Raw genomic sequence first — 17828 nt, 5'->3', positions numbered from 1 at the left:
CATCCTTTCTTCGCGCGGTCCGGGGCGTCGTTCCTCGATGCCCGGTCGCGCCTTTCATCGGGTTCATCGGAGAACGCATCATGGCAAAACAGAATGGCGGCACCACGCATGCAGACATGGCTCAACCGGGTCTTGCGGCGCTCAGCCCGTTTGAGTTGAAGGACGAACTCATCAAGGCGGCGGGCGGCGGTGTCGTGGAGCGTCCGGCCAACATGGCCATGCTCAACGCAGGACGCGGCAATCCGAATTTTCTCGCGACGATTCCGCGTCACGGTTTCTGGCAGCTCGGTCTGTTTGCGATGCGCGAGTCGGAGCGCTCGTTCGCTTACATGCCCGAGGGCGTTGGCGGATTTCCACGGCGCGAGGGCCTCGAGGAGCGCTTCGACCTGTTCCTGCGCGAAAACCGCGGCGTGCCGGGAATCGACTTTTTGCGCGGCGCGGTGTCGTATGTGCGCGATCAATTGGGACTGTCCGCGGGCGACTTTCTGTATGAGATGTGCGAGGGGATTCTGGCATCGAACTATCCGGTGCCGGATAGAATGCTTAAGCTCTCCGAAGTAATTGTCGGACAGTACCTGCGTCGCGAGATGATCGGTCAACATCCGTTCGTCGGCGAGTTCGACGTATTCGCCGTGGAAGGCGGTACCGCGGCCATGACGTACATTTTCAACACGCTGCGCGAGAATCACCTCATCAGCACGGGCGATACGATTGCGCTCGGCATGCCTATCTTTACGCCGTACATCGAGATCCCGCGGCTGAACGACTATCAGCTGAACGTGGTGAATCTCGAAGCCGACGTCGCAAACGGCTGGCAGTATTCGAAACGCGAACTCGACAAGCTGCGCGATCCGAAGGTGAAGGCGTTCTTTCTGGTGAACCCGAGCAATCCGCCTTCCGTGAAAATCGACGACGAAAGTCTTCAATACATTGCCGACATCGTAAATGAGCGGCCCGATCTGATTCTCCTCACCGACGACGTGTACGGCACCTTCGCCGACAACTTCGTTTCGCTGTTCGCGCTCGCGCCAAAGAACACCATTCTCGTGTATTCGTATTCGAAGTACTTCGGCGCGACCGGCTGGCGCCTCGGCACGATTGCGACGCATCGCGACAACGTGCTCGACAGGTTGATCGCCGAATTGCCGGAGGACGTAAAAAGACAGCTGCACGAACGCTACGAGTCGATTACCACCGAGCCGGGCAAGCTCAAGTTCATCGACCGTCTGGTGGCGGACAGCCGCACCGTCGCGCTGAATCACACTGCCGGGCTGTCCACGCCGCAGCAGGTGCAAATGGCGCTGTTTTCGCTGTTCTCGCTGATGGACACGCCGGACGCCTACAAGAATGCGTTAAAGCGCCTGATCCGCAAGCGCAAGCAGGCGCTTTACGAAGAGGTGGGCATTTCGTTCAAGGACGACGACCCGAATCAGGTCGACTACTACACTATTCTCGACGTGGAGTACCTCGGCGAGCGGGCGCATGGGCGCGAGTTCGTCGACTGGCTGCTGAGCAACACCGAGCCTTCCGAACTGCTGTTTCGCCTCGCGCGCGAAGCGCGTGTCGTGCTGTTGCCGGGACGCGGCTTCGGCACGCAGCATCCGTCGGGCCGTGTGTCGCTCGCGAACCTCAACGAGTCCGATTACCGGCAGATCGGGCGGGCCATGCGCCGTCTGATCGAGGAATATGTCGAGCGTTTCAATGCGGCGACCGGGAAGAAACTCGACAGGAGCGCCGTGAAATGACGCTTGAGCAACCGTTGCCTGACTCGGCGTGGGCGGCACGGTTGCACGAAGCATGGTCAAAAAACTTGCGCAATCGCGCGGATCAGTGAATCATCGAACGACGGCCTTGCCAGCATGGCAGCTGACGAGGCCGTTGGCTCCTATGCATTCCATCTTGCGCTTTCCTTCAAGTACCGATCATGCCGACTTCATCATTCAACGTTGCGCCTACTGCTGTGCCGTGCCCGGTTGTCGAATCGCTCGACGCCATTCTTCCCGAAGAGCCGTTGCTGATGATGGGCGCCGGTCCCGTGCCGATCCCCGCGGCCGTCGCGAAGGCCAACACGATCGTCATCAACCATTTGGGCGCGACGATGGTGAAGGTGATCAGCCAGGTGAAGACGATGGCGCGCTATGTGTTCCAGACGCATTCGAAATGGGTGCTGGGCGTCGCGGGCCCGGGCTCGGCCGCGATGGAAATGGCGATCTCCAATCTCGCTTGGGAAGGCACGCGCGTCCTGAGCATCAAGAATGGCTTCTTCAGCGGACGGATGGCCGAGATGGGCCGCCGCGTCGGTGCGCAGGTGAGCGTGCTGGAAGTAGCCGACAGGTCGGTGGCAGGTCTCGAGCAGATCGCGGACGCGATTCGCCGCGAGCGCCCTGAGATCGTCACGATCGTGCAGGGCGAGACGTCGAATACGGTGTGGAATTATCAATTGAAGGACATCGCGGCGCTGGCGAAAGCGGCGGGCGCGCTCGTGATCGTCGACGCCGTCTGCACATTGAGCACAATGCCGCTCGCGATGGACGCGTGGGGTATCGACGCGGTCATCACCGGTGGGCAGAAGGGTTTGTCGTCGATTCCGGGCGTCTCGCTGATTGCGTTTTCCGATGCGGCGTGGGAGCGGGTGAAGGGACGGACGGCGCCGAACGCGCATTGGTGCCTGGACGCATCGCTTGCTGAGAACTTCTGGCACAACGCGGGGTATCACTACACGGCGCCGGTGTCGGGCGTGCTCGCGCTGCACGAAGCGTTGCGGCTCGTATGCGCCGAGACGCTGGAGAAGCGTTTCGCGCGGCACTTGAAGTGTTCCGTGGCATTACAGGAGGGCGTGACGGCGCTCGGTCTGCAGTTGTATGCGCCGAAGGAGTGCCGGTTGAATTCGGTGGTGGGGATCGAGGTGCCCCCGGGCTTGAGTCCGGGCGATGTCTGCGCGCATATTTCGCGGCAGCATCAGGTGGAGATTTCCGGGTCGTTCGGATTGCCGATTGTCCGCATTGGGCAGATGGGCGAGCAGTGCCGTGAGCATAATCTTTTCCGGACCGTGCATGCGTTGGGGCGGACGATGGTGGATCTTGGAGTGAAGGTGGATTTGCCTGCCGGCGTGGCGGCGTTGGAGAGGGGGTTGTCGGGGGGGAAGTGAGGGTTTGCTGGTTTTGTTGTTTGACGTGGTTAACCCCCTTGGCCTTTCCTTGAGGTCACGGTGGTCTATTGGTGTTGCCCCTGTGCGGGGCGGCACCTACTTTCTTTGCATGCCGCAAAGAAAGTAGGCAAAGAAAGCGGCTTTACCCCGCCAGCTTATAAATGTGTCCCCTGGCTTGGAGGGGGTAGTGGTGCATCTGGAATCTGTGTTTTCGCACACTCCGCGCTAGTGACAAGGCAGTCATGCTTCCCGCCTCGCACGGCGTGCTCGCCGGAAGCGGCGGCCCGAAGCCAGTCGCTCGCGATTACGCATGGCGGGGCCGTCGGCTGCGCCTCGGCGAGGTGCTCAGGGGTTTGGCGAGGCGGCGGTGAAATGTGGGGCGCAATCGGCGCGCGTCCTGGGTCAGGGACCGGCGCAACTGACCCACAAAATGATCAGGAAACCAAACAGAAAGGGGAGCGGTTGAACGGAGGGTGGTGTTGAGAACGACCGCTGCGGCGCGCGAAGCGTCGCCGGAAGAATGACTGCCTTGTCACGGGGGTGGAATGTGCGAGGGCACGGATTCCAGATGCACCACTGCCCCCTCCAAGCGAGGGCCCCACTTATGAGCTGGCGGTTGGAGCCCGCTTTCTTTGCTTACTTTCTTTGCGGCGGCAAAGAAAGTAAGTGCCGCCCCGCACAGGGGCAACACTAATAGACCACCGCGAATTCAAGGAAAGGCCAAGGGGTTTCAACACAGCCAAGCCAAAAAGCCAGAAAACATAAAACGGAAAACCAGAAAACGGAAAACCAGAAAACCTCAAAGCGCCGCAGGCATCTTCCCGACCCTCACATCCCGAACATAAAGAAATCCCGACAACACCACGGCCGCCGCAGCGGCCACAGCCGCAAACAAAAACACCGACCCATACCCGAACTCGCCGGCGATATACCCGGCCAGCGGCCCCGTAATCCCCAACGACAAATCCAGAAACACCGAATAAGCCGACAAAGCGGCCCCCCGGCTGGCCGGCGGCACGAGCCCCACCGCCTCGACGCCAAGCGCAGGGAAAACCAGTGCAAAACCAAAGCCGGTCAACGCAGCACCCGCAAGCGCGACATGCGGCTCAGGCGCGAGCCACAGCATCAGCAAGCCGACACATTCGAAGGAAAACGAAGCAATCGCGACGCGGAATCCGCCATACGTCTTGATCGTGTTGGCGAACAGCAGCCGCGCGCCGATGAACAGCGTCCCGAACACCGTCAGCGACAACGCCGCGTTCGGCCACTGCTTCGCTGCATAAAACAAGGTGATGAACGTCGCGATCGAGCCAAAGCCGGCCGAGCCGAGCGCGAGGCCGATACCGTGCGGCAGCACCCGCGTGAACACGCTTCGGTACGACATCCGCTCGCCATGCACGACAGGCACAGGCATCATCGACCGGGCGAGGTAGTAGCCGAGCGCCGCCAGCAGTATCACGAGAATGCCGAGCGCCGCAAAGCCGACCGTCCGCTCGATCGCGACGCCGAGCGGCGCGCCTACCGCCAGCGCGCCATATGTCGCGATGCCGTTCCACGAGATCACGCGTGCATTGTTGTTCGTGCCCACGCGGCCGATCCCCCACAGAATCGCACCCGTGCCGCACAGGCTTTCCCCGAAGCCGAGCACGAGCCGGCTGCAAACCAGCAGGGTGAGACTCGCCGCCGGCCAGCGCCCGCTCAACACCGCCAGCAACAACAGAACGCCGCTCGCGCCGCAGCCGAGCAAACCGATCGACACCGTGCGCTTCGGCCCGAGCGTGTCCGCGGAACGGCCGGCGAGCGGCCGCGAGGCCAGCGTCGCGAGGTACTGCACGCTGATCGCCGCGCCCGCGAGAACCGCGCTGTAGCCGAGGTCGTCGTGGACATAGCCGGGCAGCACGGCGAGCGGAATGCCGATCGTCAGGTAGCAAAGAAACGTGAAAAAGACGACCGGAATGATCTGCAGGGTCGTCGCGAATTCGCTGCGAGTTGTTGCTGTGTCGGTGGACATGGGGAAAACGAGACTTGAAAACGGCGGGAAGGCGTGATTTTCCCATGGAGCCGATTCTCTTGCAGCGTTTGCTTAATAATCATCGGACGAAAACAGGGCGAGGGGCCCCGATAGCACGGCCTTCGACGCTGAAGAGGCGGCCTCTTTCGCCGAATTCCGTCGCGCCAGCACAACATGAAGTGTCCGCAACGCATCAAAACTGGCAAAAATGCCTTGAACCTGCCACAACAACATAAGCCCACGCCCCGCAAAATCCATCTCGTTATCGCTTAACGAATATGTCCCGCATGCGATCCGGCCTATGGGTTGTATTTATTGACGGTGATAGTTTTCGAACCATTCCCGCGGTATTGGCAACCGCACATGAGATTCGAGACATCGAGAGCACGAGACATGACTGAGCCGATTCGCTTCTACCACCGCAACGCGATCCGCGAAATCACGGACGCGCCCGTCACCCGCACGGTCTTGCAGTACCTACGCGAGGACGCGCACTGCACCGGCACCAAGGAAGGCTGTGCCGAGGGCGATTGCGGCGCGTGCACGGTCGTGGTCGGCGAACGCAACGAAGCAGGCGGCGTCGAATTCAAGGCGGTCAACGCCTGCATCCAGTTCCTGCCCACGCTCGACGGCAAGGCGCTTTTCACCGTCGAAGATCTGCGCCAGCCGGACGGCTCGCTGCATCCGGTGCAGGAAGCGATGGTCGAATGCCACGGCTCGCAATGCGGTTTCTGCACGCCGGGCTTTGTCATGTCGATGTGGTCGCTCTATGAAAAGCACGGCCACGAACAGGGCTGCGCGAACAGGACGGTGCCTTCGCGTGAAGACATCAGCAACGCGCTGACCGGCAACCTGTGCCGCTGCACCGGCTATCGTCCGATCGTGGATGCGGCCGTGCGCATGTTCGAAGCGCCCGCGCCCAAGGCGCCTGTCGATGTCGCCGCGCTGGCGGACACGCTCGCCACACTGCAACGCAACGACACGTTCCATTACGAACGCGCCGGCCAGCGCTTTCACGCACCGCGCACGGTGGAAGCGCTTGCGCAGATCAAGGAGGCCGAGCCCGCCGTGCGCATTCTCGCGGGCAGCACGGACATCGGCCTGTGGGTGACGAAGCAGATGCGCGAACTGGGCAATGTGGTCTACGTCGGGCAGATCGCCGAGCTGCAGAAGCTCGAAACGCGCGGCGAATGGATCGAAATCGGCGCGGCCGTGACCGTCGAAAAAGCGTATGCGGAGATCGCGAAGCAGTATCCGGAAGTCACCGAGATGTGGCAACGCTTCGCCTCGCTGCCCATTCGCAACGCCGGCACGCTCGGCGGCAACATCGCGAACGGCTCGCCGATCGGCGATTCCATGCCCGGCCTCATCGCGCTCGGCGCGCGCGTGATCCTGCGCGGCGGCGCGACGGAACGCGACATGCCGCTCGAGGACCTGTACCTCGCTTATCAGAAGAAAGATATGGCGGAGCACGAGTTCGTCGTCGGCGTGAAGGTGCCGACGCGCACCGGCGCGCGCGCGAAGCTGCAGTTCCGCACCTACAAGCTCTCCAAGCGTTTCGACTCCGACATTTCCGCCGTGTGCGCGGCGTTCTCCTTTATCGCGGACGGCAAGCTGATTCGCGAGCCGCGCATCGCGTTCGGCGGCATGGCGGCGACGCCGAAGCGCGCCACGCACGCCGAGGCCGTGCTGCGCGACGCCGAATGGCACGAAGCCACCGCGCAGGCCGCGATGCTCGCGCTCGGCAACGACTACACGCCGCTCTCCGACATGCGCGCGACCAGCGACTATCGTCTGGAAGCCGCGAAAAACACGCTGTATCGCTTCTGGCTCGAAACACGCCCGAACAATCCGCTGCCGAAAAGCGCGCTCGACGTGCGCGCGGTCGCCGCGGCCTGTGCGCCTGCCGATGTGAATCGCGATGTCAATGCGGCCGCCGGCGCCTAAGGCGCAAGACGCGCGCGATCCACGAGGAATACGGAGAACTAAACAATGAATCAGCATGCCGAACCCTTCCTGAAAGATGCTCAGGCGATCGACGACTTCACGCAGGTTCACGTGTCGCGTCCGCATGAATCCGCGCATCTGCACGTGAGCGGCCGCGCCACCTATACCGACGACATCCCGACGGTAGCCGGCACGCTGCACGCGGCGCTCGGTCTGTCGGCGAAAGCGCACGCGAAGATCGTGTCGATGTCGTTCGACAAAGTGCGCGCCACGCCCGGCGTCGTCGCGATCTTCACGGCCGACGACATTCCCGGCGCCAACGACGTCGCGCCGATCGTGCACGGCGACGATCCCATTCTTGCGGACGGCGTCGTGCAATACGTCGGCCAGCCGGTGTTCATCGTGGTGGCGACGTCGCATGAAACCGCGCGCCTCGCGGCGCGGCGCGCGGAAATCGTCTACGAGGAACTGCCGGCCATTCTCACAGCGCAGCAGGCGCGCGCCGCCAATCAGTCGGTGCTGCCGCCGATGAAGCTCGCGCGCGGCGAGGCGGGCACCAAGATCGCGCGCGCCGCGCATCGCGAGGCCGGCGAAATGCTGCTCGGCGGGCAGGAGCAGTTTTATCTGGAAGGTCAGATTTCGTACGCCGTGCCGAAGGACGACGACGGCATGCACGTCTACTGTTCGACGCAGCATCCCACCGAAATGCAGCACCTCGTCGCGCACGCGCTCGGAATTGCATCGCACAACGTATTAATCGAATGCCGGCGGATGGGCGGCGGCTTCGGCGGCAAGGAATCGCAGTCGGGTCTGTTCGCATGCTGCGCGGCGCTCGCGGCATGGAAGCTGTTGTGCCCGGTCAAGCTGCGCCCCGACCGCGACGACGACATGATGGTCACCGGCAAGCGCCACGACTTCCACTACACCTATGAAGTCGGCTACGACGACAAGGGCGTGATTGAAGGCGTCGCCGTGGACATGACGTCGCGCTGCGGTTTCTCGGCGGACCTGTCAGGCCCCGTCATGACGCGTGCGCTGTGCCATTTCGACAACGCGTACTGGCTGTCGGATGTGTCCATCGACGGCTTTTGCGGCAAGACCAACACGCAGTCGAACACGGCGTTTCGCGGCTTCGGCGGACCGCAGGGCGCGTTCGCCATCGAATACATTCTGGACAACGTGGCGCGGGCTGTCGGCGAAGATGCGCTCGACGTGCGGCGCCGCAATCTGTATGGCAAGACCGAGCGCAACCAGACGCCGTATGGCCAGATCGTCGAAGACAACGTGATTCACGAACTGATCGACGAACTCGAAGCGACGAGCGCGTACCGCGCGCGCCGCGCGGCAATCGACGAATTCAACGCGAGCAACGAGGTCCTGAAAAAAGGCCTCGCGCTCACGCCCGTCAAGTTCGGCATTGCGTTTAACGTTACGCACTTCAACCAGGCCGGCGCGCTCGTGCACATCTATACCGATGGCTCGGTGCTCGTGAACCACGGCGGCACCGAAATGGGCCAGGGCCTGAACACGAAGGTCGCGCAGGTCGTCGCGCATGAACTGGGTGTCGGCTTCAACCGGATTCGCGTGAGCGCAACCGATACCAGCAAGGTCGCGAACACGTCGGCCACCGCGGCGTCGACCGGCTCGGATCTGAACGGCAAGGCCGCGCAGGACGCCGCGCGTCAGCTTCGCGAGCGTCTCGCCGCGTTTGCCGCGGAGCGCTTCGGCGCCGGTGAGGTCAAGGCTTCGGACGTGCGCTTCGCGCATGATCGCGTGATGGTCGGCGAGGCGATCGTGCCGTTCGAGGAAGTGGTCGCGAAGGCTTATCTCGCACGCATCCAGTTGTGGTCCGACGGCTTTTACGCAACGCCCAAGCTCTACTGGGATCAGGCGAAGCTGCAAGGCCGGCCGTTCTACTACTACTCGTATGGCGCGGCAGTGTCCGAAGTCGTGATCGACACGCTGACGGGCGAAATGCGCGTGCTGCGCGCGGACGCGCTGCACGACGTGGGCGCGTCGCTGAATCCGGCGCTCGACATCGGCCAGGTGGAAGGCGCGTTCATTCAGGGCATGGGCTGGCTGACCACCGAAGAGCTGTGGTGGAACGCGGGCGGCAAACTCATGACGCACGCGCCGTCCACGTACAAGATCCCGACCGTCAACGATACGCCGCCGGTTTTCAACGTGCGCCTCTTCAAGAACCGCAACGCGGAGGACAGCATCCATCGTTCGAAGGCGACGGGCGAGCCGCCGCTGCTGTTGCCGTTCTCGGTGTTCTTTGCGATTCGCGATGCGGTGTCCGCAGTGGGCAATCACAAGGTGAATCCGCCGCTGAATGCGCCCGCGACGAGCGAGGAAATCCTCAAGGCGATCGCTGCGGTGCGCGCCGCGACGTCCGCCGCGCGGTGCTAACAGAGAGATGGCGATGAGAGACTGCGGTTCTATCCAGATTGGCCGGCGCAGCGCGGTGGAGGCGCCGCGCGCGGCGCCGATGCACATCGTCTTGTTCGGCGCGGGACATGTTGGCCATGCGCTCGTGCGCCTGCTCGGGAATCTGCCGTGTGTGGTTCAGTGGGTCGATGAGCGCGACGAGCTGTTCCCCGACGAAACGCCCGCTAACGTGCAGGTCGAAGCCACCGACTCGCCCGACGCGGTGGTCGATGCCGCGCCGCCCGGCGCCTGGTTTCTGGTGATGACGCATAACCACGCGCTCGATTTTTCGCTCGCGCTGCGCATCATGCGGCGGCGTGATTTCGCCTACTTCGGCATGATCGGTTCGAAGACGAAGCGGGTGAAGTTCGAGCGGCGCCTGCTCGAGCGCGGCGTCGAGCTTGAGCGGCTCGAGCAGATGACGTGTCCGATCGGCATCGCGGGCATTGTCGATAAAGCGCCTGCGGCGATTGCCGTGGCGGTGTGTGCGGAATTGCTGCAGGTTCGCGGGCGGCGGTAAGCCGCGGCAGAGGCTTGGAGCACAGAGGCGGCGCGCCTACCGCCGACTCCGCTGACTCTTGACGTATAGCGGCGAACCCGCGTCGCTCGCTCGCTCGCGCCGCCGTTCACGGCGCGCACCCAAGTTCACCGCGCGCGCCGCCGCTCACACCGCGCGCTTCGGGCGTCGCACCTTCTGCGCAACCAGCGCGTCCGACACCTGCGACATCAACGCACGCAGCCAGCCGAGATCGCTCGGCCGATCCGGCTGCGGATGCCACATCTGATAACACTTGATCCGCGGGAACGGAATGGGCGCCTCGACGACCGCGAGCGGCAGAATGCTCGCGTAGTGCGTCGCAAAGCGGCGCGTCGTCGTGAAGATCAGATCCGATTGCAGCAGCGTCTGCGGCACGAGGCCGAAGTAGGGCAGCGTGGCGACGATACGCCGCTCGGCTTTGGCGCGCGCGAAACCGATGTCGATTGCGCCGCCGCGTGCGCCGCTATACGGCGTCGGCGCGAGATGCGGCGCGGCCAGATACGCCTCGCGCGTGAGCGGCGCGCGCGTCAGCGGATGATCCGCGCGCATCAGGCACACCACGGTGTCCGAAAAAAGGTCGCTGCGCTCGAAGCGCGGATCCGGCTTCGGCCAGTTGCCGATCACGAGATCGAGCTCGCCCGCATCGAGCGCGGCGCAATGGTCGAGCATCGGGTTCAATGAATCGATTTCGAGCCGCGCATGCGGCGCCGCCTCGCGAAACTGCGCGATCACGGTCGGCATGAAGAAGTCGTTCAGATAATCGGGCGCGGCCACGCGAAACGTGCGGCGCGAGCGGCCCGGATCGAAGTCGCCATGCGGCGTCGCCACGAAATCGACCTCGCGCAGCACGCGTTGCGCAGAGGCCAGCAGCGACTCGCCATATTCGGTCGGCACCATGCCCGACTTGCCGCGCACGAGAATCGGGTCGTTCAGCGTTTCGCGCAGCTTGCGCAGCGCCGTGCTGATAGCGGGCTGCGTCTGATTCAGCCGCAGCGCGGTCTGCGTGACGCTGCGCTCGACCAGCAGCGTGCGCAGCACGCGCACGAGCCAGATATCGAGTGAGGCGGCGGTGTCGTCCATGGTCAGGAGGCAAGCGAAGGCGGTTCGGCGTCGCGCCTGGATCGCCTGAAGCACAGCCGCGCGCGAAAGCCCGGCAGCGCGGATAGGCAGGGCGCAAGGTTATAACCTTAGGCCCAATTGCACTGCCGCCGCCATAGCGGGCGGGGTATGACCGGCATCAGCGGGGCTTGGCGCGCGCCGCGGCGCCGCCAACTCAGGTTGGCGCCGTACCGGAGGGCAAGGCGCTGATCCGCTTGACTTCGCTCGATTCCAGCCAGTTCGGCGTACGCGCGCAGTACAGCACCATCGGCAGCGCGTCTTCGCCCCAGAACAGCTGGTCGTTCAGGCGAAAGGTCGGCACGCCGTAGACGCCGAGCCCGATTGCATCGGCGGTATTGCGCTGCAACTGGGCCTTCACCTCTTCACTCTTGATGAGCTCGGGCCCGTCGGGCATGCCTACGCGCTCGCACAGTTCAGCGAACGCCGCATCGTTCGAAGGATCGCGGCCCTCGCGCCAGATAAAGCGGAAGATCTCGCGCACGCACACCACGTCGGCCTGAGCGGCGGTGGCGAGCAGAAGCGGCTTCATCGAATCGAACGGATGAGCGGGCGGCATCTTGTACGGAATGCCCAGCTGCTCCGCGCGAAAGAGCGCGTGCCGGTACATGAAGGTACGCTTGGCCGGCACGCTGTACGCCGGCCGCTGCCCCCAGTGGCGATACAGGTCGTTCAGCACAACCGGCGTGAAGACGAAGTCAAAGCCCGGCCATTTGTCGTGTTGCTCGAGTAGCAGATACGTGAACGGCGAGACGAAATCGTAAAACCACAGCGGCTGCGCGGCGTCGATGCCAACGGTCATATATGTCTCCCGGATTGCCTGTCCGACGGAACAGCGGATGCCTCTGCCAGATCGTCGGAATTGTAATGATCTTACGCGGTGCGGCTCTGCCTTGCACCGTCAATCTGGTTGGCGGCGCTCGTCCGCACGGCTTTCGCCCATTTCGGCGGCCTCGTTCGGCGCGGCCGGGGTCGCGTCTTCCGGGTCCGTTTCGTCCGCCTCGTCGGTTTCGTCGTCGGGCAGGTCGCGCCGGGCGTCGCGGCTTTGCGTAAGTCTCGCCCGCACGAAGCCGATGTGCTCGCGCAGCACGTAAAACTGGTCGGCGTAGGCCAGCGGCATCTTCAGACCATTCACCGAATCTTCGATCGTATCGAGCCGCTGCAGCAACGACGCCCGCTCGGCCGCCGAATGATCGCTGAGTGCGCTGCGCTCGATGGCGATCAGCGCGCCATACCAGCGATAGATGCGCGACTTCACGCGCCACGCATACAGCGACGGCACGAGCCGCAACGCCGGAATCAGCAGCACGACGAGCGGCACGACCACCACCAGCAGCCGGTCCGCGAGGCTCGCGAGCCAGAACGGCAGCAGCCGGTACAGGAAGCTCTTGCCCGACTTGTAGTAGCGCGCGGCGTCGTCGCTGATCGGGAAGTCGTGGGCGAGCGGCGCCGGGAATTCGCCGGCGCGTTGCATGATGTTCGCCTTGCCGTGCACCTCGCGCGCGGCTTCGATCAGAAGGTCCGAGAGCGCGGGATGCAGCGAGTCGCGCGCCACCAGTTCGGCGGTCGGCGCAACCATGTGGACCGGCGCGGAAGGCAGGTTCTTGCCGAGATCGAAGGCGCCCATCGGCAATACGAGCGCCGTCAGGTAGGGAAAGCGCCGCGTGTAGGCGTCGGCCTGCGAGAAATCGAAGAACTGCACGTTCGGCGTGCGGTAAAGCTTGCCCATGACCGCGGGCTGCGCGGAATCACCGGCAAGAAACGCCGCGTCCACCTTGCCGGAGACGAGCGCCTGTGCGGCGTCGTCGCCGGAAAGCGGCAGCAGCCGGGTCGCGCCGCCGGGCTCGATGCCGTTCGCCTTGAGAAGCGCGAGCGCCAGTTGACGCGTGCCGCTGCCCTCGGCGCCGACCGCGAGCCGCTGGCCCTTGAATTCGGAGAGCCGCGTGACCGTCGGGCCGTGATAGAAGATCGCGAGCGGCACATACGACACGCTGCCAAGCGACATCAACCCATTGCTGGCCATGCCCGGCGCGATGCCGTCCTGCACGAAGGCGACGTCGACATTCGAGTTCGGGTCCGACAACCGTTTCAGGTTTTGCAGTGAGCCTTCGGAGGGCAGCACGTTTAACGTGATCCGGTTGCGCGCCAGAATCTCCTTGTATTTCTGGGCGGCATTCCAGAAGGTGCTGCCCTGCGGGCCGGCGCTGATGGTCAGCGTGCTCGGCGGCGCGGGCTGGATCAGGCGTACGGCGACCCAGATCGCCGCCGCGGCGATCAGCAGGATCGGTCCGAACGACACGGCGAGATCGCGCCACGAGATCGCGACAAACCGGGCGACGAGGCGGGTGGGGCGTTTGCGGCCGGTGGCTGGCTTCATCGGATGACGGGGCGGCTACGGTCGAAGGTGAACTGGATGGCGGCGCTGCGCGTGGCGCCGATGGTACCTGAGATTGCCGCGCCGGCGGAACGCGCGGCCGCGGCGGGCGCCGAGAAAGCGGTAACAAAAAGTGACGACGGCGCACGCCATTCACGCCCGCGCGCATCCCATCCGACTAAACCCTTTGCGCTTCTGGCCCGGCTAGATTAAATTGTGCATCGCTGCCGCGAACACAGGTTTCGCGCGGCGCGACCCGGCACGGCACACAAGAACCGGGCGCGTCGGCGGATATCGCGGCTCGCCGGTTTCCATACCGCACTGCATGCGCGTTGTCGTCATCGCATGCGGCACATGGCAGCCGGCCTCTCTTTGCCTCTCGCATCTCGTGTCGCAGCCACAGCCGGCCAGTGCCTCGCCGCGCGCCTCGTCGCGTCCGGCTTTTTGGGCAGGGCCGCAGGTAGTCGTAACGAAGCCGCTTATTCAAGCGGTCCAATATGAAGCTAAGGAGAGAAGAAACATGAAATCGGTCGGTTTTCTGAAGACGCTGGGCTCGGTGGTGGCAATGGTGGTGGCATGCAATGTCTATGCTCAGGCAAGCGATGCAACGGCAACGGGCACGACTGCCGCCCCCGCCGCCAGCGCGAAGGCGAGCAAGAAGGCCAATAGCCAGCTCGGTCGCAAGGTGCGCGCCGCCATCTCGAAGGCGCAGGGCGTCGACGTGTCGAACATCTCCGTGCGTGCCCGCGGCGGCGCAGTGACGCTGACGGGTTCGGTGCCCGACCAGGGGCAGATCGACGCGGCCGGCGAGGCAGCCAAGGGCGTCGCGGGCGTGACGTCGGTGTCGAACAAGCTGACGGTGATGCAGCAGTAAGAACGGCAAGCGGGTGCGGCGCGAAGCCCGCCGCAACGGCGCACTGAGCGGCAGGCAAGCCGCGCCGAAGCCGGCAGTTCGGGCGGCTTGGCACGCGCCATGCGCCGTGTCGATGCAGGTGAAAAAGCCCCGGCCTTTGCGCCGGGGCTTTTTTGTTTTCTGCCACGCGATTATTGACGGATTATTGACGCGGCGATGATGACATCAGTCCGATGCCTGCCCGCCCGGCCCCGCCGGGCGCCGTTATCCGACTGTGCGGGACGACACATTTCTGCCGCCGCGCGAAGCGTACTGTGTGCATGAAGACAGGAGTCATCGCCATGCAAACCACGGTTCTGCGCTATACCGACCTGCCCATCGGCGACCGGGCCGCCTTCGAGCTCGTCTGCGCGCGGCACGGCTTCGCGCCCGCGCATTTCGACGTCAGCATCCACGCGGATTCCGCCGATTCCACCCATGAGCGTCTTGTCACTGTACGGCGCGGCGGCTGGGCACAGTCCTATTATGACCACCACGGCCAGTGGGTCAGACAGTTCGAAGCCGATCTGACCTGCCGTTTTTTCAAGTGACGTCGACGGGCGCGGCTCGCGCTAGGCCACCACGAGCCGCAGGCCGACCAGCGTGAGCGTGGCGGCAAGCAGGTTGCGCAGCAGCGCATCCGGCGCGCGCGTGGACAGCATGCTGCCCACCGCGATACCCGGCAGCGAGCCGATCAGCAGCGACAACAGCATCGACCAGTCGACCGAGCCGAGCAGCCAATGGCCCGCGCCGGCGAGCAGCGTGAGCGGCACCGCGTGCGCGATGTCCGAGCCGACGATGCGCATGGTCGGCAGCATCGGATAAAGCAGCAGCAACACCGTCACGCCGATTGCGCCGGCACCCACCGAGGTGAGCGATACCAGCATGCCGAGCACGGCGCCCGTCAGCATGGTGAGGGCAAGCGTGCGTCCCTGGCTCGGGGGGCGCCGGCGGTGAGCGCCCAGCGCCGCGAGTTGCGGGCGGAACACGAGCGCCACGGCCGTGACGAGCAGCGCGGCGCCGAGCACCAGCTGGATCAGCCGGCTCGCGCCCGGCGTGTCCATGCCGTAGCGGTGCAACAGCAGCAGCGTGACCGTGGCCGCCGGGACGCTGCCGGCGGCAAGCCGCAGCGTCACCTGCCAGTCGACGGAACCTTTCAGGCCGTGGACGAGCGTGCCGGTCGCCTTGGTGGCGGCCGCGTAGAGCAGGTCGGTGCCGACCGCCGTCGCCGGATGGACGTTAAAGAGCAGCACCAGAATCGGCGTCATCAGCGAGCCGCCGCCCACGCCAGTCAGGCCGACCAGAAAGCCGACGAACAGGCCGGAGACGGAATACAGCAGATCGATATGCGGAAGAGCCATTGAAGGGACCGCGGGCGGTCGGTGGATTGACAGTTAGGGCACGGGCGGCGCGCGCGTGCCTCGACCGCCGACACGGGGCGGAAACGGCAAGAAAGGCGGCGCCCGGCGCGGCGAAAGCCGCTATTGTCGCAAAACTGAAGCCCGGGCGTACGGAATGCGCAGAAGCGCGAACGTCGCGGCGGTTTTCGCGCGACGCAGCGCTCAAAGCGCGCGGCGAATCTCCACGACGCCGAACGCCGCCAGCATGACGCCGACGAACCGGTCGATGGCAAGCCGCAACTTGCTGCCGATCGCATGGCGCGCAAGCGACACGACGGTCACGAGGAAGCACCACCACGCAATCGAGCCGCAGAATACGCCGCCCACCGTGGTGAGCGCGATCGCCGACGAAAACGCGCCGCGCGGTGCCAGTGTGGTGAAGAGCGCGGCGAACATGATGACCGTTTGCGGGTTGGTCAGCGTGAGCAGCAGGGAGCTCGCGTAGGCACGCAGCGCGCCCGCGCGGCCTACTTGCGCGAGCTTGCCATTGCCGTTGCCGTTCTGTTCGCCGTCGGCCGTTTCCGCGGGCGCTTTCTGCAGCAGCGTGCGCACGCCGAGATACAGCAGAAACAGCCCGGCGAGCAGGTGCAGCGGCCGGTCGTAGGCCAGCATGAACTGCGAAATGCCGACGAGGCCGAGCGCCGCGATCAGGCCGTAGAATGCATCGCCGCTCGCAATGCCGAGCCCGATGGCAAGACCCGCGCGCGGACCGCCCGTCAGCGTGCGGCGAATGCAGAGCATGCCCATGGGGCCGACCGGCGCGGCAATCGCGAGGCCGACACCGGCGGCGGTGAAAAAGAGGCTCGTCATGGACATGGCGGGTTCCGTTGGCGTGTTGTGATGGCTTGTGTGTACCGGCTGCCGCAAGCACCGCCCAGCATAGCCACAGCCGGTCCCGCGAGCAAGCCGGGCGCCGCGCGTTCGGAATTTACCGTGGATACCCTGGGATCGTGCCGCATGGCGCCGGCCGCCGCGCGTCCTCGGGCATAATTTTCCGCACTTCAATTTGAGGAGCCGCGCGCATGTGGCAGATCGATCAGGTGACGTTGCGCTTGTTCATCGCCGTGTGCGAGGAAGGCACGATCGCGCGCGCCGCCGAGCGCGAGTTCATTGCGCCGTCGGCGGTCAGCAAGCGGCTCGCCGATCTCGAAGCGCTCGTCGACGTCGCGTTGCTCTCGCGCAGTCAGCGCGGCGTGCGGCCCACCGCCGCCGGCGAGGCGCTCTTGCGGCACGCGCGGCTCATCATGCGCGGCCACGAGCGGCTGCAGGCCGAGCTGAGCCAATTCGCGGCCGGCGCGCGCGGGCATGTGCGCGTGCTGGCGAATGTCTCGTCGATGGTGGAATTTCTGCCCGAGGCGTTGTCCGAGTTCCTGAAAGCCAATCCGCAGATTCGCGTGGATGTGGAAGAGCGCGTGAGCGCGGAGATCGTGCGCGGGCTCGAGGAAGGCGTCGCCGATCTCGGCATTTGCCGCGATGTCGTGTCGATGGGCAGTCTGGAAGCGCTGCCGTACCGCGCCGACCATTTGGCGCTCATCGTGCCGCGCGGCCACCCGCTTGCCGCCGAGGCCAGCATCGGCTTCGAGCAGTCGCTCGCCTTCGACCATCTCGGGCTGGCTTCGAATGCGTCCGTCAATGCGCTGATGCAGCGTATCGCGGCCGAGAAAGGGCGCGAGCTCAACTACCGCACCTACGTCTCGACGTTCGACGCCGCCTATCGCTTCATCCAGGCCGGCCTCGCGGTGGCGATTCTGCCGGCGGAGGCGCTGCCCCGCCACGCCGCCGACGAATACGGCATCGTCGCCGTGCCGTTACGCGAGGCGTGGGCGGAGCGGCGCTTCGTGATCTGCGTGCGCGACCGCGGCGCGCTGACGCTGGCCGCATCGCATCTGCTCGATCATTTGCTGCGCGGGGCTTAAGCGCTCGCGCCGTCTTTGCGGTTCGCGTGTTCGCGCGTCTTCTGAAAAGCCCTTAA

General features: G+C 64.8%; 14 protein-coding genes. 8 read left to right on the top strand and 6 right to left on the bottom strand.

Annotated elements, in window-relative coordinates:
- Positions 1–80: 80 nt before the first annotated feature.
- Positions 81–1745, top strand: a complete 1665-nt coding sequence (locus ACEN8U_RS29465) for a bifunctional aspartate transaminase/aspartate 4-decarboxylase (RefSeq protein WP_310105241.1) — start codon at positions 81–83, stop codon at positions 1743–1745.
- A 179-nt stretch (positions 1746–1924) separates the two neighbouring features.
- A complete protein-coding gene (locus tag ACEN8U_RS29460) occupies positions 1925–3148 on the top strand; it encodes a pyridoxal-phosphate-dependent aminotransferase family protein (protein WP_310105243.1) in 1224 nt (407 codons plus the stop codon).
- A gap of 799 nt (positions 3149–3947) precedes the next feature.
- Here the strand turns inward: ACEN8U_RS29460 and ACEN8U_RS29455 are convergent.
- Entirely contained in the window at positions 3948–5159 is a 1212-nt protein-coding gene (locus ACEN8U_RS29455; protein WP_310105245.1) for an MFS transporter, read from the bottom strand.
- 393 nt (positions 5160–5552) lie between these two features.
- On the opposite strand from ACEN8U_RS29455, the gene xdhA reads away from it, so the two are divergent.
- The 3 genes from xdhA to xdhC are packed head-to-tail and all read left to right on the top strand — an operon-like array spanning position 5553 to position 10056.
- Positions 5553–7106 (top strand): xanthine dehydrogenase small subunit, encoded by a 1554-nt coding sequence (gene xdhA, locus ACEN8U_RS29450; protein WP_310105248.1) that lies wholly within the window; start codon positions 5553–5555, stop codon positions 7104–7106.
- A gap of 45 nt (positions 7107–7151) precedes the next feature.
- Entirely contained in the window at positions 7152–9518 is a 2367-nt protein-coding gene (gene xdhB, locus ACEN8U_RS29445) for a xanthine dehydrogenase molybdopterin binding subunit (protein ID WP_310105251.1), read from the top strand.
- 13 nt (positions 9519–9531) lie between these two features.
- A complete protein-coding gene (gene xdhC / locus ACEN8U_RS29440) occupies positions 9532–10056 on the top strand; it encodes a xanthine dehydrogenase accessory protein XdhC (protein ID WP_310105254.1) in 525 nt (174 codons plus the stop codon).
- Positions 10057–10200: 144 nt separating this feature from the next.
- Here the strand turns inward: xdhC and ACEN8U_RS29435 are convergent, their stop codons facing one another.
- The 3 genes from ACEN8U_RS29435 to ACEN8U_RS29425 form a co-directional block, all read right to left on the bottom strand.
- On the bottom strand, positions 10201–11154 hold the full coding sequence (locus tag ACEN8U_RS29435) for a LysR substrate-binding domain-containing protein (RefSeq protein WP_015001700.1): 954 nt from the start codon (positions 11152–11154) through the stop codon (positions 10201–10203).
- A gap of 193 nt (positions 11155–11347) precedes the next feature.
- Positions 11348–11992 carry a 2-hydroxychromene-2-carboxylate isomerase gene (locus ACEN8U_RS29430; RefSeq protein WP_015001701.1) on the bottom strand — a complete coding sequence of 215 codons (645 nt, stop codon included), beginning with the start codon at positions 11990–11992 and terminating at the stop codon, positions 11348–11350.
- Between the two features lie 99 nt (positions 11993–12091).
- Positions 12092–13567 (bottom strand): TAXI family TRAP transporter solute-binding subunit, encoded by a 1476-nt coding sequence (locus tag ACEN8U_RS29425; protein ID WP_310105257.1) that lies wholly within the window; start codon positions 13565–13567, stop codon positions 12092–12094.
- Between the two features lie 517 nt (positions 13568–14084).
- On the opposite strand from ACEN8U_RS29425, the gene ACEN8U_RS29420 reads away from it, so the two are divergent.
- Positions 14085–14438, top strand: a complete 354-nt coding sequence (locus ACEN8U_RS29420; RefSeq protein ID WP_013587231.1) for a BON domain-containing protein — start codon at positions 14085–14087, stop codon at positions 14436–14438.
- Positions 14439–14758: 320 nt separating this feature from the next.
- Positions 14759–15007 carry a hypothetical protein gene (locus ACEN8U_RS29415; RefSeq protein WP_013587232.1) on the top strand — a complete coding sequence of 83 codons (249 nt, stop codon included), beginning with the start codon at positions 14759–14761 and terminating at the stop codon, positions 15005–15007.
- A 21-nt stretch (positions 15008–15028) separates the two neighbouring features.
- On the opposite strand, the gene ACEN8U_RS29410 is transcribed toward ACEN8U_RS29415, so the two are convergent.
- Positions 15029–15817 carry a sulfite exporter TauE/SafE family protein gene (locus tag ACEN8U_RS29410; RefSeq protein WP_013587233.1) on the bottom strand — a complete coding sequence of 263 codons (789 nt, stop codon included), beginning with the start codon at positions 15815–15817 and terminating at the stop codon, positions 15029–15031.
- Positions 15818–16018: 201 nt separating this feature from the next.
- Positions 16019–16672 carry a LysE family translocator gene (locus tag ACEN8U_RS29405; protein ID WP_310105260.1) on the bottom strand — a complete coding sequence of 218 codons (654 nt, stop codon included), beginning with the start codon at positions 16670–16672 and terminating at the stop codon, positions 16019–16021.
- 206 nt (positions 16673–16878) lie between these two features.
- Here ACEN8U_RS29405 and ACEN8U_RS29400 point away from each other — a divergent pair, with 206 nt between their 5' ends.
- Complete coding sequence (locus ACEN8U_RS29400; RefSeq protein ID WP_310105263.1) at positions 16879–17772, top strand: LysR family transcriptional regulator; 894 nt, start codon at positions 16879–16881, stop codon at positions 17770–17772.
- The last annotated feature ends 56 nt before the right edge of the window (positions 17773–17828 follow it).

Origin of the sequence: Paraburkholderia phenoliruptrix (assembly GCF_047325075.1) — a bacterium.
In the GTDB taxonomy this organism is placed as follows: domain Bacteria; phylum Pseudomonadota; class Gammaproteobacteria; order Burkholderiales; family Burkholderiaceae; genus Paraburkholderia; species Paraburkholderia phenoliruptrix.
This window is presented reverse-complemented; position numbering and strand designations above follow the sequence as displayed.

What these genes read in the sequence shown, in the direction of transcription:
- ACEN8U_RS29465 (WP_310105241.1), top strand. Translation starts at nt 81, where the DNA reads ATGGCAAAACAGAATGGCGGCACCACGCATGCAGACATGGCTCAACCG.
- ACEN8U_RS29460 (WP_310105243.1), top strand. Translation starts at nt 1,925, where the DNA reads ATGCCGACTTCATCATTCAACGTTGCGCCTACTGCTGTGCCGTGCCCG.
- ACEN8U_RS29455 (WP_310105245.1), bottom strand. Translation starts at nt 5,159, where the DNA reads ATGTCCACCGACACAGCAACAACTCGCAGCGAATTCGCGACGACCCTG.
- xdhA (WP_310105248.1), top strand. Translation starts at nt 5,553, where the DNA reads ATGACTGAGCCGATTCGCTTCTACCACCGCAACGCGATCCGCGAAATC.
- xdhB (WP_310105251.1), top strand. Translation starts at nt 7,152, where the DNA reads ATGAATCAGCATGCCGAACCCTTCCTGAAAGATGCTCAGGCGATCGAC.
- xdhC (WP_310105254.1), top strand. Translation starts at nt 9,532, where the DNA reads ATGAGAGACTGCGGTTCTATCCAGATTGGCCGGCGCAGCGCGGTGGAG.
- ACEN8U_RS29435 (WP_015001700.1), bottom strand. Translation starts at nt 11,154, where the DNA reads ATGGACGACACCGCCGCCTCACTCGATATCTGGCTCGTGCGCGTGCTG.
- ACEN8U_RS29430 (WP_015001701.1), bottom strand. Translation starts at nt 11,992, where the DNA reads ATGACCGTTGGCATCGACGCCGCGCAGCCGCTGTGGTTTTACGATTTC.
- ACEN8U_RS29425 (WP_310105257.1), bottom strand. Translation starts at nt 13,567, where the DNA reads ATGAAGCCAGCCACCGGCCGCAAACGCCCCACCCGCCTCGTCGCCCGG.
- ACEN8U_RS29420 (WP_013587231.1), top strand. Translation starts at nt 14,085, where the DNA reads ATGAAATCGGTCGGTTTTCTGAAGACGCTGGGCTCGGTGGTGGCAATG.
- ACEN8U_RS29415 (WP_013587232.1), top strand. Translation starts at nt 14,759, where the DNA reads ATGCAAACCACGGTTCTGCGCTATACCGACCTGCCCATCGGCGACCGG.
- ACEN8U_RS29410 (WP_013587233.1), bottom strand. Translation starts at nt 15,817, where the DNA reads ATGGCTCTTCCGCATATCGATCTGCTGTATTCCGTCTCCGGCCTGTTC.
- ACEN8U_RS29405 (WP_310105260.1), bottom strand. Translation starts at nt 16,672, where the DNA reads ATGTCCATGACGAGCCTCTTTTTCACCGCCGCCGGTGTCGGCCTCGCG.
- ACEN8U_RS29400 (WP_310105263.1), top strand. Translation starts at nt 16,879, where the DNA reads ATGTGGCAGATCGATCAGGTGACGTTGCGCTTGTTCATCGCCGTGTGC.